12 protein-coding genes and 1 riboswitch are annotated in these 17,082 nt (G+C 48.9%); of the genes, 8 read left to right on the top strand and 4 right to left on the bottom strand.

All coding sequences use genetic code 11. The annotated features are described in order from the left end of the window. Positions 1-32 precede the first annotated feature (32 nt). From PSHG_RS19070 to PSHG_RS19060, 3 genes are all read right to left on the bottom strand, one after another. Positions 33-890 carry a carbohydrate ABC transporter permease gene (locus PSHG_RS19070; protein WP_010276341.1) on the bottom strand — a complete coding sequence of 286 codons (858 nt, stop codon included), beginning with the start codon at positions 888-890 and terminating at the stop codon, positions 33-35. 96 nt (positions 891-986) lie between these two features. Beyond that, positions 987-1,940 carry an ABC transporter permease gene (locus PSHG_RS19065; protein WP_010276337.1) on the bottom strand — a complete coding sequence of 318 codons (954 nt, stop codon included), beginning with the start codon at positions 1,938-1,940 and terminating at the stop codon, positions 987-989. Between the two features lie 132 nt (positions 1,941-2,072). After that, positions 2,073-3,635, bottom strand: a complete 1,563-nt coding sequence (locus PSHG_RS19060) for an extracellular solute-binding protein (protein WP_010276332.1) — start codon at positions 3,633-3,635, stop codon at positions 2,073-2,075. A gap of 596 nt (positions 3,636-4,231) precedes the next feature. Between PSHG_RS19060 and PSHG_RS19055 the strand changes: the two genes are divergently transcribed. The 4 genes from PSHG_RS19055 to PSHG_RS19040 all read left to right on the top strand — a co-directional run bounded on the left by PSHG_RS19055 (position 4,232) and on the right by PSHG_RS19040 (position 8,708). After that, positions 4,232-6,172 (top strand): heavy metal translocating P-type ATPase, encoded by a 1,941-nt coding sequence (locus PSHG_RS19055; RefSeq protein ID WP_010276330.1) that lies wholly within the window; start codon positions 4,232-4,234, stop codon positions 6,170-6,172. Between the two features lie 179 nt (positions 6,173-6,351). After that, positions 6,352-7,176 carry a glycerophosphodiester phosphodiesterase gene (locus PSHG_RS19050; RefSeq protein ID WP_010276327.1) on the top strand — a complete coding sequence of 275 codons (825 nt, stop codon included), beginning with the start codon at positions 6,352-6,354 and terminating at the stop codon, positions 7,174-7,176. A gap of 27 nt (positions 7,177-7,203) precedes the next feature. Then, positions 7,204-7,476, top strand: a complete 273-nt coding sequence (locus PSHG_RS19045) for a hypothetical protein (protein WP_010276323.1) — start codon at positions 7,204-7,206, stop codon at positions 7,474-7,476. A gap of 143 nt (positions 7,477-7,619) precedes the next feature. After that, positions 7,620-8,708, top strand: a complete 1,089-nt coding sequence (locus tag PSHG_RS19040) for a lactonase family protein (protein WP_010276320.1) — start codon at positions 7,620-7,622, stop codon at positions 8,706-8,708. Between the two features lie 288 nt (positions 8,709-8,996). On the opposite strand, the gene PSHG_RS19035 is transcribed toward PSHG_RS19040, so the two are convergent. Continuing rightward, positions 8,997-10,565 (bottom strand): DUF4127 family protein, encoded by a 1,569-nt coding sequence (locus tag PSHG_RS19035; protein ID WP_010276317.1) that lies wholly within the window; start codon positions 10,563-10,565, stop codon positions 8,997-8,999. A gap of 406 nt (positions 10,566-10,971) precedes the next feature. Here PSHG_RS19035 and PSHG_RS19030 point away from each other — a divergent pair, with 406 nt between their 5' ends. The 4 genes from PSHG_RS19030 to PSHG_RS29530 all read left to right on the top strand — a co-directional run bounded on the left by PSHG_RS19030 (position 10,972) and on the right by PSHG_RS29530 (position 17,021). Then, entirely contained in the window at positions 10,972-12,318 is a 1,347-nt protein-coding gene (locus tag PSHG_RS19030) for an S-layer homology domain-containing protein (RefSeq protein ID WP_010276312.1), read from the top strand. Between the two features lie 289 nt (positions 12,319-12,607). Then, positions 12,608-12,690, top strand: a riboswitch (cyclic di-GMP riboswitch). 393 nt (positions 12,691-13,083) lie between these two features. Further along, complete coding sequence (locus tag PSHG_RS19020) at positions 13,084-13,296, top strand: hypothetical protein (protein ID WP_010276309.1); 213 nt, start codon at positions 13,084-13,086, stop codon at positions 13,294-13,296. A gap of 106 nt (positions 13,297-13,402) precedes the next feature. Continuing rightward, positions 13,403-14,584, top strand: coding sequence for a beta-ketoacyl-[acyl-carrier-protein] synthase family protein (locus tag PSHG_RS19015; protein ID WP_235782096.1), 1,182 nt, complete (start codon positions 13,403-13,405; stop codon positions 14,582-14,584). A gap of 4 nt (positions 14,585-14,588) precedes the next feature. Beyond that, positions 14,589-17,021, top strand: coding sequence for an EAL domain-containing protein (locus PSHG_RS29530; RefSeq protein ID WP_010276302.1), 2,433 nt, complete (start codon positions 14,589-14,591; stop codon positions 17,019-17,021). Positions 17,022-17,082: the final 61 nt, after the last annotated feature.

The raw sequence follows: 17,082 nt of genomic DNA, 5'->3' as shown, positions 1-17,082 counted from the left end.
TTTACCCCTGTTTGCCCCTGTTTGCCTGACTGCTATCCTTTGACCGAGCCGATCAGCGCCCCTTTGACGAAATACTTCTGAATGAAGGGATAGATGATGAGAATCGGCAGGGTCGACACGATGATGGTCGCGAATTTGATAGCATCCTCGACAACGGCAACCTCCGTAGGTCCCTCGCTGCCTGAAAGCTGCCCGGACAGTACGATATTGCGGAGAATTACCTGCAGCGGAAACAATTCCTGGTTGCGTAAATACAATAGCGGGCCCATGAAATTGTTCCAGATGCCTACCGCATAGTAGAGTCCGATTGTAGCGAGAACTGCCTTGGACAATGGCAGCACTATGCGGAAGAAGATGCCGATTTCGGACAATCCGTCGATCTTGCCCGATTCCTCCAATTCACTTGGAATTCCGGCAAAAAATGTCCGCATGATCAGCAGATTCCAGGTGGAGATGGCCCCGGGCAGCACCATCGCCCAAATCGTATTAATTAACCCGAGCTCTCTTACTACGAGAAAGGTAGGAATCATACCGCCGCCGAAAAACATGGTGAACACGATCATCAGCATGAAAGGCTTGCGGAAGACCATGTGCTTTTTGGACAGAGCGTAGGCTCCCAATGCTGTGAGCAGCAGGGAAACCGCAGTTCCCAGCGTGACATAGATGATCGTATTCTTGTAGCCGGTGTATATTCTTTTGTCTTCCAATACGTACTTGTAGGCGTCCAGGTTAAAGCCTTTTGGCCAGAACCAGACCTCGCCTTTCATAATATGAATATCGGAGCTGAGAGAGACGACAATCATATATAGAAAAGGATACAGACAGGCAAAGACAACCCCAAATAAAATGATGGCATTTACGATATCGAACCAATTTAACCGATGCTTCATTTCGAATCTCCTTATTTCATATAAAACCGCCATCCGCATGCGCGGCTTGTGACCTGAGTGCAGGCCGGGGGACCCTTTAGGAGCGGTTTGCCCGGCTTACCATATGCTGTGCTCGCTAACTTTCTTGCTGATCTGGTTGGCGCCAATAATAAAGATAAAGCTGATGATGCCGGTAAAGACATCAATCGCCGTAGCGTAACTGTAGTTCCCGTTGGCTAACCCGGTACGATAGACATATGTGCTTATAATATCCGCCGTTTCATAGGTGACGGGACTGGACAGCAGGTACACTTTCTCGAAGCCGATTTCGATAATTTTGCCGATATCCAGAATGAGCAGAATGACGATGGCCGGAGCGATTCCGGGAAGGGTGATATGCAGCATCTGCTTCCAGCGGTTGGCGCCGTCAATTCTTGAAGCTTCATACAGCTGCGGATCAATGGCGGTTAGGGCGGCCAAATAAATGATCGTACCCCAGCCGACATGCTGCCAAATATCCGTGCTGACATAAATGGTGCGGAACCAGGAGGCCTCGACCATAAAATTGATCTTATCCAGTCCGATCATTTCCAGCAGCCGATTGACCATCCCGCTGGTTGGGGATAGAAACATTACCACTATGCCGGCGACTACAACATTGGATATGAAGTGGGGCAAATAGCTGATCGTTTGGACGAATCGCTTGAAGATGGAATTCCGCACCTCGTTAATGAGCAGCGCCAGAATGATCGGCGCCGGAAAGCCGAATAGAAGCTTGTAAAAGCCGAGCAGGAAAGTATTGCGCAGAATGGGCCAAAAATCAGGGCTCTCAAAAAACATGCGGAAATACTTCAGGCCAACCCAATCACTGGCGAATACTCCGCGGTACATGTTGTAATCTTTAAAGGCGATGGCGATCCCGAAGATCGGCACATATTTGAAAATAATATAATAGAGTATACATGGCAGGACCAGAAGCAACAGATAGCGGTCCCGTTTGATTCTATAGCCGAGCGAAGCCCGGTAAAGGGGCTTCGGCTCGGCTTTTGCAGCGAATCGTGAAGTGGCCATAACTTGATAATCTCCTTACAGCGAATTTACCTCTTTATTACTCGTCCAATTGCTCATCCATTTGCATGAATTGCATGAATACCTGGATCTCGTTAAGGGGGTGGTGGAAATCTACGGCGGCGTTTCTCGTGCTTACTCTACAAAGCTTTTTGCTCTATCGTGTGCATGCTTGTAGATGTCCACGTACTTTTGCACGCCCAGCTTCTCCATTTCGGCCACATAGCTGTCCCATTCATCGAAAGATTTTTGCCCGAGAATAAACTTCCCGACATTCTCTTCCATGTATTTCTTGAGGCTCTCTCCGGTAATGTTCAACTCTTCATTCTCCTCCTCGGTAAAGGCGAAGACCGGCTGCTGCGGATTCAAGGAGTATTCATCGATAAGAGCTAGCCCTTCCTGCATCTCAGGAGAGAACATTTTAAAGAATCCTTCCATATCATGGACCGTAAATGTTCCGTAGGTGGCGATTCCCGTTCTCGTTCTTAAATCTGCAAAGCTGGTGTACTCCGGATTGATTTTCTTCTCCCCGTTTTCCACAATGTACGTTTCATTTTCCTTACCCCAGCTCACCAGTTCGATACCTTCAGGGGAATAGAGGAAGTCCAGGTAACGCAAAACAGCTTCGCGATTTTTCGTGTTGCTTGCTACTGACCAGCCTTTAGGCATAAAGCCCGAATATTCATTCAGCGGTTTTCCTTCAGGCCCGCCGGCCGGTGGAGGCATAAATTTAACCTGGAAGCCTGGAATCTCATCTTTAAGCAGAGACATCAGCTGATCGATGGAGCCGATGTAATCAACGGCCATGAACGACTTGTTCTGCGCGAACAAATCCATAAACTGCTTGCGTTGAATAGACATGAAGTCAGGCGGGATTAGCCCTTCCTCATAAAAGGTATTTAAATACGTAAGCATAAGCTTGTAGTTTTCTTCAACCGGTCCGTATCTCCATTCATCTTTGTCGTAGTCATAGTACTGCCAGTTAAATGTATTGAAGTTCGTTGCCATATTGCCAAGCGGGCTCATGCCGCCGAAAATTGCAAGCGGAATGCTGTCGGGATACAGCTCCTTCAATTGCTTGGCTACCTCGTACAGGTCATCGTAGGTTTCCGGCAGCTCCAGGCCGTGCTTCTCAAAGATATCGGCGCGGTAGAGCCATGACCGGCGAGACTCTCTTTCCAATCCGTACAGCGGCAAATAATAGCTCTTGCCGTCGGCGGACATAATTCTCTGCTTCACCTCTGGATGATCCTCGAGAAATTTCTTGTAATTCGGCATTTCGTCCAAATGATCGAAGATATTCAGGAAAGCCCCGCTGTCTCCATGTTTATTGGCTGTTGCCAAATTCGTGATCGTCATTAGATCAGGCATATCCCCTGAAGAGACGGCGAGATTAATCGCTGTTCCATAATCATTTGGCGGAGCCTGTACGTTGAAGTCGATGTTGGTAGCTTCTTTAATATACTTGTAGATCGGCCAGTCTTCCTTGTAAGGCCAGTTGGAATGGGAATCCACCATCATATTGAGTGTTACCGGGGGATGCCCGTCTGGACCAGAGCCGCCAGCATTGTTGTTTTCCGGATTAGTCCCGGGATTGGTTGGTGCGTTTGGACTGCCGCACCCGGCTATTACAGAGCCTAATAAGGCGGCAGCTGTCGCTGTTTTGCCCAGCTTTCCCCATGTTTTTGCCTTCATCATTTACTACTCTCCCCTTCTTCATAAATTCGGTTGTTTCGGTTGTTTCGGTTGTTTTTGTTGATGGTTATTTCTTTTCAAAATTGTGTGCGCCCCCTGGGTTGAAAAGGAGCGGCCCTTTTCCTATTCGAAATGATCTTATCGTCTAATCTTGAGAAAGGCTACTGACATTTGATGTGAATATTACCCGGATTCACGCAACCTGAGAAATGGTTAATAAACATAAATACGGTTTATCCTCCTGAGATTACAGCAGCAGGACAGGCCGCGCCAGTAAATCGGTCAAAATTGTTCTGAACTAAACAAAAGCTTAAAAACAAGCATAAGGAGGAGTGAAAAAAATCATTTACAAACGGATTGAGCTAGATTATAATAATTATAAATTAATATTTGATTTAAAAAGCCTATATTCTTTTTCAACGAGAAATTCCGGCTTACCCATGCTGTCCCTGCTACCAGGGGCAGCATGACTGCTTTTAAAGGGGTTAACAATGGTAATCATTCTCACTGAAACACTGAAACACACGATTACGGTATCACTGAATTTACTGAAATACTGAAGCTTCCGCTTAAACTCACATGAATAGGAGTGATCAAACATGCAACCAACTGTACATTCCGCCAAGCATGAAACGTCTTCTTCTGTTGAGTCAACCAGGACTCTTTCCATCCGCTCCTTGAAGTCCTTGCTCATCCGGCACGCGGAAGGGGCCGCTGCGCTGGCCAGCGGGCTGCTGATGCTGACCGCATGGGCTGCGGGCTCCTTCTCCGAGCCTACGTCCATCGCGCTGTACCTGTTGGCTTACGCCGTTGGTGGTTACTATAAAGCAAGAGAAGGTCTGGAAACACTAATTAAGGATAAGGATCTCGATGTCAATCTGCTCATGATTGTTGCCGCTATAGGAGCGGCGAGTATCGGTTACTGGGCGGAAGGAGCCATCCTCATCTTCATTTTTTCCTTAAGCGGTGCCTTGGAAAATTACACGATGGATAAAAGCCGGAAGGAAATCTCCGCTTTAATGGATTTAAAGCCGGAAACGGCCTGGCTCGTCAAGAATGGGGAAGAGGTTTCGGTATCCATCGAGCAGCTGAACGTAGGGGATCTCGTGCTTGTTAAGCCAGGAGAGCGAATTCCCGCGGACGGAATCATTACTAGCGGTAACTCGGCAGTCAATCAGGCGTCCATCACCGGTGAATCGGTCCCTGTTGACAAGGCGGCAGGAGACGAGGTTTTCGCTGGAACCTTGAATGGCCAGGGAGCGCTATTTGTTGAAGTGTCCCAGCCGAGCAGCTCATCGCTATTTGCGAAAATTATCAAGCTGGTGCAGGAAGCGCAAAGCGAAAAACCTGCTACACAAGTATTCATGGATAAATTCGAGCGTATTTATGCACGCGTCATTATTTTGGTTACGCTGCTGCTGATTGCGCTGCCGACATTCTGGTTCCAATGGACTTGGGAGGAAACCTTCTATAAGGCTATGGTGTTCTTGGTTGTCGCTTCTCCTTGTGCGCTCGTAGCTTCCATTATGCCGGCAATGCTGTCCGCTGTATCGAACAGTGCCAGAAAAGGCGTGCTGTTCAAGGGTGGCGCCCACCTGGAGAACATCTCCCGTGTGAAAGCAGTCGCTTTCGATAAAACTGGTACTCTGACTCACGGCCGTCCGGTAGTGAAAAAGCTGGCGGTCTTCCAAGGGATGAGTGAAGAGGAACTGCTGGAGAAAGCCGCTTCCGTAGAAAGCCTCTCGGAGCATCCTCTCGCGCAGGCGGTTGTGGGCCGCGCCAAGGAGCAGGGCATTTCCTTGGGACGCCCGCAGGAGCTGAAAGCTTGGACCGGCTTCGGGGTGGAAGCCAGGTATGCCGGAGAGACATGGAAAATCGGCAAGCCCTCCTGGATGGACCCCGCTTTGCTTTCCGAAGATATTCAGCACACTATCCGCACATGGGAAGAAGAGGGCAATACGGTCATCGTGGTCCAGAACAGTGAGGGCATAGCCGGCCTGCTGGCGATTCGCGACAGCATCCGTGAGGAAAGCAAGGCCGCTATTGCTCGTCTGAAGCAGCTCGGAATCACGGCTGTAATGTTGACTGGGGATCAACAGCGCACTGCCCAGGCTATTGCTGATGAAGCTGGTATTGACCACGTCTATGCCGAACTTCTGCCAGAGGAAAAAGTGGCCCGAATCGAGCAGCTGAAACAGACGTATGGACATGTCGCCATGGTAGGAGACGGAGTCAATGACGCCCCTGCGCTCGCAACAGCCACTGTCGGCATCGCGATGGGAGCCAAGGGAAGCGATGCGGCGCTTGAAACTGCGGATATCGTCCTGATGAACGATGATCTCGATAAGCTGGCGCACTCGGTGGAGCTGGGAAGAAGAACACGCAGAATTGTGACGCAAAACATGGTATTCGCATTGAGCGTCATCACCCTCCTGATCTTCTCGAACTTTACTGCCGGCGTAGCGCTTCCGCTTGGCGTCATCGGTCATGAAGGGAGCACGATTCTGGTCATTCTCAACGGACTCCGGCTTCTGCGGTAAACATTGCAAAAAGATATAAAAATTTTGTTTGGGACGCCTATATGTCAGGCGTCCTTTTTGATATTCTATAAGTAACATCAGATAAATCTTTTACGCTAGGAATAAGTCTCTGCCATTCATGAAGTTTTTTGCTTGTTCAGGAATTACTTAAAAGACCTATGATGAGATGGGAGAGATGGATGTTGGAAACCAACAGGGACTTGGTCGTCTATTGGCAAGCGCACCGCGGAGGAGGAGAGTACGAGGCTCCTGATAATACACTCGCAGCTAACCGGTATACCTGGAAGCTCGGGGGCATTCCCGAAGCGGATGTTCGTTCTACACGCGATGGGGTGATTATCTGTCTGCATGATGCCACATTGGCGAGAACAACCAATGCGCCGGATGAGATCAAGGACACGCCGATTTCCGAATTGGATTATGAACAGATTAAGCAATGGGATGCCGGAGTTAAATTTGACCCAGCTTATGCAGGTGAACACATTCCTTTGCTGGAAGAAGTGTTCCAGGAAATGCAGGGCAAACCGGAAAGGCAAATCTATCTTGACTTGAAGGAGCTGGATTTGCTTGCTTTAGGGCAGCTGATTGATCGATATGGGGTGAATGAGCAAATCATATTCACTCATAAGATTCAGGACAACTGCATCCGCATGAAGCAGATTGCCCGAGGCGTGCGCAGCATGCTGTGGATCGGCGGCACAGCTGAGCAAATCGAGGGTAAATTCGATGCGGCGCTGAACAGCGGCTTTGAGGGCTTGGATCAAGTGCAAATTCATTTGAATGATGATCCGGAAGCCGGGGAGTGGCCTTACCAGATCCAACCGCATTTTCTGAAAAGAGCCTTGGCCGAATGCGGACAGCGGGGCGTTGACCTGGAGGTGCTTCCGTTTCATTTCAACGATGAAGCCATTCACGGTCTGCTTGAGCTGGGTATCCGTTGGTACGCAACGGATGAACCGGCCCGTTTCCTCGCCGCGGTGAACAGCTGGCCCGGAAAGGCTTAATGATTTTAGACAAGGAAGGAATGGGCAATGAACATTTATTCGGTTAAATACACCTCTACCGAAAAGCTGTACGAAGAAGAGATTGTAAGAAAGCAGAATATCGTAACGGTCAGGGCAAAGAGCGAAGAAGAGGCAAAGGCGAAGGTGCTGGAGAAATTAAAGAGCGAGGGCCGGCATGACAATATCGTCATCCATTCGGCGCGCCTGGAAGGTAAAGTTAAGCTCAACCTGACCCAGATGCTACTCTTGGGACTCGGGATTATTGTCATTATAAGTCTGATTTCAAGTCTTGGCAGGTAAGGTATGCGAACGATATAAATAGCTCATGTTTGAAAGATTCATTCAAGGGCGGACTTTCCGGGTAAAGGACCCATATGAAGCCGTTTCATTCGGCCGTTACAGATGCACGGCTTCCCTATATGACTAATCCAGGAGGTACAGCCATGACAACGGAGAAAAGAATGCTTGTCTTTATAGGCTCCTATTCAGAAGAAAAGGATAACAGCGTGCATGTGTATGCACTTGATGAGAAGACGGGAGCGTTAAGCTTGCTGGATCAAGTGTCCGGCTTGCAAAACCCGACGTTTTTAAGTCTGGATACGGATAACGCGAGGTTGTATTCGATTGCCGAAAGACGGAGCGAGCAGGGCGAAAGAATGGGAGCGGCGGTTTCCTTCGAGATTGACCCGCGGGCTGGAACATTGAAGGAGCTTAACCGCGCTGGCACGGTGGACGCCACTACTTGTCACATTAAGAGAGACAAGCACAACCGCTATGTGGTCGTTTCCAGCTATGGCGGAGGCAAGGTGGGCCTCGTTTCCCTGACGGCTGACGGACGGATAGGACAATTGCTTGACGTCCATGAGCATCAGGGAAGCGGACCGAATAAAGATAGGCAGGAGGGGCCACATCCGCATTCCGCATGGTTTAGCCCGGATGAGCGTTTTGTATTTGTGCCGGATCTGGGGATTGACCGCGTGCAGATCTACGCGATCGATGAGGACAAGCAGAAGCTGGTGCCGCATGGTTCAGCAGAGCTTCATCCGGGAGCGGGCCCGCGGCATATGGCGTTTCACCCCTCGGGCCGTTATGCCTATGTGATCAATGAGCTGGACTCAACTGTAACGGCTTTCCAGTATGATGCACAGGCGGGTCAGCTGGCTTATTTAGCCCATTACAGCACCCTGCCGGGTGATTATAAAGGTGAGAGCTACTGTGCGGAGATTCAAATTTCGCCTGACGGCCGCTACGTATATGGCTCCAACCGCGGACATGACAGTATTGCCGTATACAGAATTGATGAAGCTTCCGGGGAGTTAGCGGTGGTCCAATTCTGCTCCACTTATGGTGAGCATCCAAGGCACTTCTCCCTGTCCCCCGACGGAAAGTGGCTCATTGCCGCCAACCGGGACACGAATAATGTCGTTACGTATCGGGTAGATCAGGAGAGCGGGAAGCTTCAGCCTACCGGTCAGCAGATTACCGTTGCAAAGCCGGTTTGTATCCAGATGGATTACTTCCCTGTTCGCTAGGCTGGGACTAGCCGGATAACTAGGCGCGATGGCTGCGAGGCGTGTGGAGCGCGAGGTCGTCGTTTGCCCAAATAAGGACAATAGCGAGCGTTAGCATTCGAAGCAGGCTGAAAGCGATCTCGCGATTCGCTGCACAACGCTGGTTTTTAGCAAAAATTGTGGACAATAGAGCTGTCCGTAGATCCTAAAATTAATTAGGGACTGACTGGCAGCGGGAGAAACAACAAAAACGGTTGTTCAGGAGTGAATCCTAAACGACCGTTTTTCGTTGTGCGCGACTTGAATGCTTTAGGACTCGAAATGCTGGTCCCGCAAGCTTACCTTTATTCCGACCTCGAACATTCTTTTCCACGGCATATACACTTCATCCAGCTGAATAGTATCAGGCCGGAGCGTGTCCAGATAGGTGCGGGTGAATTCGATTAGCTTTTGCCGCACCAGCGCAGTAACCTCTTCATAAGGCCCGGCGACATCAAAATAGTTGCCGCCAAGCGCTTCCAGGTGGTGATCCTTGATGTCTTTGCGGACGAGCGTTTGGTATCCCCAGTCCTCGATTAACCGAGAAACATAGAATTCACGGCTTTTCTTGAATCGCTCGTGATCCTTGACCGAGCCTTCCGCTTTGCGGAAATACGATTCAATGATGCCATGGGCGATCACGGTCCCCAGTGTATTCCCCGATGTATTCCAGGCTGCGTAAGCGGCCAGCGAAGGGAGCAGTCCGGATTTAGCCAACAGCTTCATGAAGGTGTGGTCGCTTCCGTTGGAATTCGCCACATCCGCTACGGCTACCGGATACCCTTTGCGAATATAACGCGCGATTGCTTGAACGAATTCGTTGTAATGGACCTCGGAATGATACAGGCGATTGCGCTCTCGGAAGGTATGCACTGATTCCGCCATCTGGCCTCCAGGCGGGGAATGGACCATCAGTACGAAATCGCAATCAGCTGATGCATCTGCCGCATAAGCCCCAGCAGCGGTCAAATGGGATTTAATGCTTTCGTTCAGGCTGCGGTCTTCATAGTTCGGAATGGTCTGCGGTCCGCGGGTAGATGAATAACGGACATAAACCTCCGGCACATAATTGTGAAGCTGGCAGAATACGCGCGCCAACAGCGTGCAGCCAATTTCGTCGGCTCCGGGATACAGATGAACCCGGTCCATAACACCGAGCTCCTCCGTCAAGAAGAGCAGCTTTCTCTGTTCCATCGGAGAAAAACCATATTCTGAATTATCATCCAGAGGAATGATGAGAAAGTCGATGATGCCTTCATGCGCCAGCTGGATAGTGAGTTCATTGACATAAGCATTGATAGACCGCCGTTGCAAATGCTCGCTCAGCACATCCTCCGGTATAATTCGAAGGACATCTTCCCATTCGGCCAGTTCTTCTGCATTCAATGGCTCCTGCTCTTGCTTGTCAAGCAACCAGGAATAGCGGAAGATCGAGCGGCCATATTCCGCATAGTAGTCAGGCTCCTCGTCACTGCTGCTGTATTGCGGGGTCCGCATAATTAAATTGAACGCATAAATCGTCAGGTCCGGACGCTCTTGCTTTATTTTTCTCAACAGAGCTAACCTCTGTGCACATTCTTCTTTACTAAGATGATGAAGACGGGAAGGTACAATCCCCCCGTAAATAAGCATGTCAATGGAGAGGATCAGGCTGGATGCATTTTTCGCTTCCTGTTCAAGCCATTCGGCCAACCGAGTGACATCTCCAGGCTGTTTTTTATTGCCCATGGCGGAGCGGGGAGGTACGGATAAAGGCAGCTGTCCAAGCTGAGCCAACTGCTCCACATAGTTTACGTTACAAGGTCGTTCGTCGAGCGGCAGCAATACGATCGGTTTCAAACAAAGTCCCTCCTTAAATTAACGAAACAACAACTCTTGCCTGATTATAGCACGAAGTTTAGGAATAAATCTCTTTTTTTCACCAAATAAAAAGGAGTAATTTTTCACAAATGGCAGAACGATTAACAGCACGATTAGCAAAACGATTGAAACTTCGCTGCGTATACAGTTAATGAGGTTATTGACAGGCAAGCATCCGGCAGACCAGAACACGGATAGATTATTTTAGCGGCACTTTACCTTTCAGGTTCGGGTCCAGTGAGTAAGGCTGCTTAAGGTTTCATGTTCGGGCCAGTGTGTAAGCTGCAATAGTTTTCATGTTCGAGGCTCGTGGAAGCTGATTAATTTTCATGTTGGGAGCTAGTGTGAAAGCCGAATAAATCTGATTAATAGGGAGTGTGCAATAGTGCTGCTTAATCTACGCAAGCTTGCGGCAGCCATGATCGTGGTCCTGCTGCTGCCATTTATATATGTTCCGCTTCATGCCCAGGCTCCTGATGGAACAATTGAATTAGTGGATGATGCTTTGGTCCAGGCGGTTGAGGAAGCCGACGAAGGCTATGAGGTTACTAATTTATCACTTCGCCAGGAGGCGCTGTCACCGATTATCGAGCAGCTCAAGGGTAAGACCAGTCCTCGAATGCTGATAAAAGCTTCTGCCAGCCCCACGGCAGATTCGGCGGTGCTGCATCTGACTTCTGAGCAAGTAGCCCTCCTGCAGCGTGAGCTTCCAGGGCTAACGGTGGATTTATCCTTCCGGGATGTCATATATCATCAGCCGCTGGATTGGATTCAACTAGATGTAGCTTCGCGGCTGCTGTCAGCCCCTGCAGACGGGCTTCGTGTGCTAATCGAAATTCATTATGCGGCCGGGGAGCATCAATACCCTATGGAAAGATTGGCCCGGTCTTTAGGAATGAGCTTGTTCAGTCTGCCTGTATACTTTACCGTCTCCGTGCAGTCGGGCGAACAAGAGCTGGTGTTAGATACTTACGGAAATCAATTTGCGGAGCGCACATTCCAGCTGTCTCCAACGGCTGCGAATCAGCCTTTAACCGCCGTTAGATATGATTGGTCCACCCATGAGCTGCAGTTTGTTCCTGCGCTTATCGATCGTGAAGGCGGTACAGTTCAGGCTATTGTAAAAAGCAATATTAACAGTCCAATATTTATCGGCAGGTATGCCAAATCCTTTGCGGATACGGCCAGCCATTGGGCCAAAGAAGAGATTGAGCAGCTGGCTTCCCGTCTGCTTATACGAGGCACGGGAGAACGGCATTTCTCCCCCGACCGTGCAATCAGCCGTGCGGAATTTGCGGCATTGCTTGTCCGGGCTGTAGGTGCTTCCCCGGATCAAGCGGCTTCACCTGCATATCGGGATGTGAATTCAGCTGATTGGTATCATGATGCCGTTAAAGCAGCAAATGCCAGCGGTTTAGTGGAAGGCTTCGAGAATGGCGAATTCCGTCCGAACTCGACTATTACAAGGGAGCAAATGGCTGCTATGATCATTCGCGCCATGGACTATTTGGGAGTCGTAAATGATAAGGCGGCTGGAGCCGGACTCGAACGATTCTCTGACCATAAAGCAATACAGGGCTGGGCGAGAGAAGCTGTATCGCAGGCCGCTGCTGCTGGCATCATTACGGGTATGGAGGATGGAAGCTTCCGTCCGGGAGATACGGCCACCCGTGCTCAGGCCGCTGTTATGCTACAAAGATTTTTACAGCAGGTCGGGTTTATGGAAGGCTAAATAGACATACCTGGCATAGCTCACTAGGTGTTGATAAAAAAAAGAAAAAAATACAGAATTACCCATAATTGTAACAAAAAATTAGACCCCTTCGTCAAGCTTCGTAATTTTTAGGGGGTCTTTTTATTTTTTTACACATATTTACTATGCTAATCTACAAAAAAAGTTATATAATGGTAATGGCTTTTATAGAAGCTCTATATGGAATTATGTTACATCTAGGGTAAGGGGTGCCCCCGCTTGGTAACGCTTGCGAGAATCTGACTACAAGCTCAGGCTAATCTCGGGCATATAAATAGGGAGCGTTGAAGCCTGTCCTTTATGTGGGCACTTGGGTCAGGTGGAGCTAGTAGTGCAACCGACCATCTTTCTTACACCGAAAGGTGGTTTTACTTGTTAATTTACCTCTTCAAAGCGGTGCAGGATTGGTGTGAACTTAAAGCATGGGCGGCAGACAAGCAGGAAGGCTCGGTAGGCTTAAGCTAAGTAATGTTGTGCTAAGTACAGCTGAGCTAAGTCCAGCTTAAAAGAGCTAAACAAGTCTCTACGAGCTCGGAGGAGCTCAGAGTGGCTCAGAAGGCTAAGCCAAGAAGGGCTAACAAGAGCCTAAGAATGGCTCAGATGGCTTAAGCTAAGGAGAACTAAGAAGAGTTGAGCAACACAAGAGCTTAGAATAGCAGCAAGAAACCAAGTTGAACTAAGACTGACTATCCTGGCTTGTCTAAGGGTTGACCTTACTATTAATGGGGAAGGGGACATCGGAATATGGACCTTTTAATGGAAAATGACGCTGACTTTGTACTGGCAATCGCATTAAAGAGTAACGTATCTATATGGCAGGGAACGAAAAAGATCAGCAGTGGAGGACAGGTGGAGTGGGTCAACTCCAAGATGGTCAAAATAGCAGATCACTATTTTTCACGGCAATATTATCAATTTCGTATGGAACCAGCAATTTCAAAATATCCTGTAGGATAAAAAGAGGAATTTTTATATAAAGCGTAGAATGTTATGTCAGAAAGAATCATTTTCTGACGTCTTATCAATAATATTGAAGGCGTGGAGGAAAACAGTATTGGATCGAGTGGTCATAACAGGGTATGGATTAATTGCGCCGGGAATTAGAAACAAACAGCAGTACAAGCGGGCTTTGGAGCGGGGATTGTGCGCTCAAGAAGTAATGCCTGGAATGGGGCCTAATGGGATAGATATTATTTGCGGGCGGATCCATGATGAGCCGATATCAGATAGGCGGTATCGCCATTACCCGAGAGTGGCGCATCTGGCTATAGCTGCTTCTGAAGAAGCGGCGCAAATGGCGGGAATCCATGGTGCTGACAAGTTTCAGACTACGGTCATTATGGGAACGTCTGTCGGTGGGTTAATTGAGATGGAAGCTTATGCACATCTCACAGCCAGCAAGCAGTATAGGCGGTTTCCAATTGCCATGGCAGGCTCCGGCAATCCGCATAGTTTATCGGTAGCGGTAGCGCAGCATATGGGGCTCAAGGGCCAAGCTTTCACTTTGTCCACTGGCTGTACAGCAGGAGTTGATGCGATGCTGATGGCCAAAATGATGCTCGAAAGCGGACAAGCCGATATTTGTGTAGCTGGCGGTTCGGATGCGCCGATCACGCTAGGAAGCATTTACAGCTTTATGCGTCTAGGGGCGATGTCCAGATCATCACAGGTTGAAAGGGCAGGAATGCCTTTTTCCAGCGAGAGCGACGGCTTTGTTATGTCCGAGGCATCAGGAATCGTCGTAATGGAGCTTGAAAGCCATGCTTTGCGGAGAGGGGCTGCTATTTACGGGATCTTAGCCGGAATACATTCTAATAATGACGGGCTGTCGATTTTCGAATCCGACGCTACGGGCCGCAACATGACAGAGGCTATGCAAAGGGCAGTAGGATCCGTTTCCCCAACTTATGTGAACAGCCAGGCGTTAGGAATGAAGATTAACGACCGGGTTGAAGCAATCACTCACCGCCATTTATTCGGTTCATCCATACCGATCACATCGATTAAGGGCAATATTGGACATTCATTTGCCTCGATAGGGAATCTGCAAGTCATTTCCTCCCTGCTTTCAATGGAATACAGCTTTATTCCAGCTACTATAAAGACGGATGCCAAAGGTTTTGATGATTTGCCCATCGTCATGAAGACACGTTATGAAGCAGTGGAGCATGTAGCTGTTTCGACCCATGGCTATGGTGGGAATAATACTTGTCTGTTACTGTCCAAATACAGAGAAGCGGGGTAAACCGATGTTGTTTTACTTAATGGTCGCTTTTGCTGTAGTTCCGGTGATACTTGGAGTGGCCATGGTGATTACCTTTGGCCAGACCCGTTTAGCAAAAAGTTTTTTTGTTTCTTTGCTATTTATGGGGTTTTGGCAATTGGATGTCGCGTTTCTCTACAGCTATGACCTTTTGCCGCCGGAGCTCATTGAAGGGCTATTCCGGGCTTTTCGCTTTGGGTCCGTTTTATTAGGGCCAGCGGCCTTTTATATCATCTATGTTCTTTATCACGATTGGGAAGGTCCTAAGCAAAAGAGCGGCGCGGCGTATCGGTACATTTTCAGCCGGCCGACATTAGTGGCTTTCTACGGCTTCGGCATCCTCGTATATTTGCTCGGCTGGACACCGCATGGTATTAAGGACTTACACTGGGTGGAGCATGCCAATCATGTCAACTATTTCTATCCTACAACCGGCTCTTGGCATGAATTGTTTTATGTCGTTATGCTGCTTTTTTTTGCCACGTTGGCGATTGGCCTCGATATCAGCCGTAAGGTGGTCAATCCGCATATCCGTTCCTTCCTGATTGTATTTTGTATAGCGTCGTCGCTTGCTTGCGGAATCGGAATGTTTAATTTTTCCGGCAAGTACGGCTTACAATTTAGCGGTCTGTCTGTTGTTATCTTTGCCGTTACGATATTTATCGCCTTTATCCGAATGCATACACGAATGATACGTGATATAAACGCGGAACTACTCAGCCAAAAAAACTTCCTGCGCAAGCTGATCGACATGGATCCTAATCTTATCTTTACAAAGGATGAGAAAGGCCGCTTTACGTTAGTGAACACGGCGGCGGCGCAGCTGTTTGGGAAAACTCCGGAAGAAATGATCGGCCGTCTTGAAAAGGAGCTTCGCGATGATCTCTTGGAAGTCAACACTTCTTTGGTGACAGAAGACCCGGATGCATGGCTTAACCTTCAGGAGAATGAGTATGAGCAAGAAGAATTGTTCGTGGATATCCAGGGCAGCAGCAAATGGCTGAAAGTTTCGAAGATTCCGATTGTCACAGCCAAAGGGCGGCAATTGTTGTGCATTGCTTCAGATATTACCGACTATAAAAGGTTCCACGAACAAATCTCGAATTTGGCCTACCACGATTCTTTAACGGGCTTGCCTAATCGGCTGCTTTTCCAGGATCGCTTGGCTGAAGCACTTCAATCTGCAAAGCCCGGACGCTTGGCAGTTCTCTTTCTGGACCTTGACAGCTTTAAGCTCATTAATGATTCCTACAGTCACATGACGGGGGATACGCTGCTTAAGCTGGTGGCAGACCGATTGCTTGGCTGTCTGCAGCCCTCGGACACAGTTGCCCGGAGAGGCGGAGATGAATTCAGTATTTTGCTGGAGAATAAGAGCCGTCAGGAAGTGAAAAAAGTCGCTCTTTCCATCCTGGAAGCCTTCGATAAACCGTTTCAATTGAACGGGGTGGAGCTATATATTTCCACAAGCATTGGGATAAGCGTTTATCCGGAAGATGGCAAAGATGTGGAGCGCTTGATTAAAAATGCGGATACGGCCATGTATCACTCCAAGGAGAGGGGAAAGAATCACTATACTTTCTATTCCATGGACATGAATCAGCCCAACTTGCGGCAAAATCTGCTCAAAGAGGATTTGCTAAGGCTGTTGGCCGATGCGGATTACCGCCAGTTCGATCTGTTCTATCAGCCGCAAATATCCCTGGCGGGCAGAAATTTGACGGGTCTCGAAGTATTGCTGCGCTGGCGGCATCCGGAGCTTGGCATCATTTCTCCGAATGAGTTCATGGCCATTGCCGAGGAGAACGAGCTGTTCCTGCCTCTTGGCTACTGGGTGCTGCGTACTGCCTGTCTGCAGTGCCGAGCCTGGAGGGAAAGAGGGTACCGGGGCCTGAGATTGGGAATAAACCTGTCTACCGCTCATCTCCATGACGATTATCTTCCTGAATTGGTACAAGAAGTTCTTTGTGAAACAGGAATGCGGCCTAGCGATGTCGAACTGGAAATGAAGGAACAGGTGGTCCGCGAAGAGCAGGGACTGCTGCTGCCAAAGCTAAGGAAGATCAAAGAAGCGGGATTTCAGCTGAAACTGGAAAATCTGCCTGAAGGGAATTCGCCGCTGGCCTACTTAAATCCGATTCTCATTAAGCGAATTAAATTAGGTCAATCCATTGTCTACAGAATGGAGGAAGATGCCCAGTATCGGGAACAAGTGCATCAGCTGATCGCCACCGCCCACTATAGGCAGTGGAAGGTAGTTGCCGAAGGTGTGGAATCCAAGGATCAATTGGAGATGCTGGAGAATAGTGGATGCGATGAAGTTCAAGGCTTCTTGTTCGGAAAGCCGATGACAGCGAAGCAATTCGAGGAGAGCGGTCTGATGGGCAATCCCCGGCCGATGAAATGGGCTAAAGAATAGACAGGGAGTGCATTGACGAATGGTGCATAAAGGAGCATTCAAGAAATTGAAGCCCGGCACG

The organism is Paenibacillus senegalensis JC66 (assembly GCF_000285515.1).
Classification (GTDB): Bacteria; Bacillota; Bacilli; order Paenibacillales; family NBRC-103111; genus Paenibacillus_L; species Paenibacillus_L senegalensis.
Note: the sequence above shows the minus strand (reverse complement) of the source record. Positions and strands in the feature narration are given on the sequence as shown.

Coding starts and splice junctions, on each gene's coding strand:
- PSHG_RS19070 (WP_010276341.1), bottom strand. CDS start 890: ATGAAGCATCGGTTAAATTGGTTCGATATCGTAAATGCCATCATTTTA.
- PSHG_RS19065 (WP_010276337.1), bottom strand. CDS start 1,940: ATGGCCACTTCACGATTCGCTGCAAAAGCCGAGCCGAAGCCCCTTTAC.
- PSHG_RS19060 (WP_010276332.1), bottom strand. CDS start 3,635: ATGATGAAGGCAAAAACATGGGGAAAGCTGGGCAAAACAGCGACAGCT.
- PSHG_RS19055 (WP_010276330.1), top strand. CDS start 4,232: ATGCAACCAACTGTACATTCCGCCAAGCATGAAACGTCTTCTTCTGTT.
- PSHG_RS19050 (WP_010276327.1), top strand. CDS start 6,352: ATGTTGGAAACCAACAGGGACTTGGTCGTCTATTGGCAAGCGCACCGC.
- PSHG_RS19045 (WP_010276323.1), top strand. CDS start 7,204: ATGAACATTTATTCGGTTAAATACACCTCTACCGAAAAGCTGTACGAA.
- PSHG_RS19040 (WP_010276320.1), top strand. CDS start 7,620: ATGACAACGGAGAAAAGAATGCTTGTCTTTATAGGCTCCTATTCAGAA.
- PSHG_RS19020 (WP_010276309.1), top strand. CDS start 13,084: ATGGACCTTTTAATGGAAAATGACGCTGACTTTGTACTGGCAATCGCA.
- PSHG_RS29530 (WP_010276302.1), top strand. CDS start 14,589: ATGTTGTTTTACTTAATGGTCGCTTTTGCTGTAGTTCCGGTGATACTT.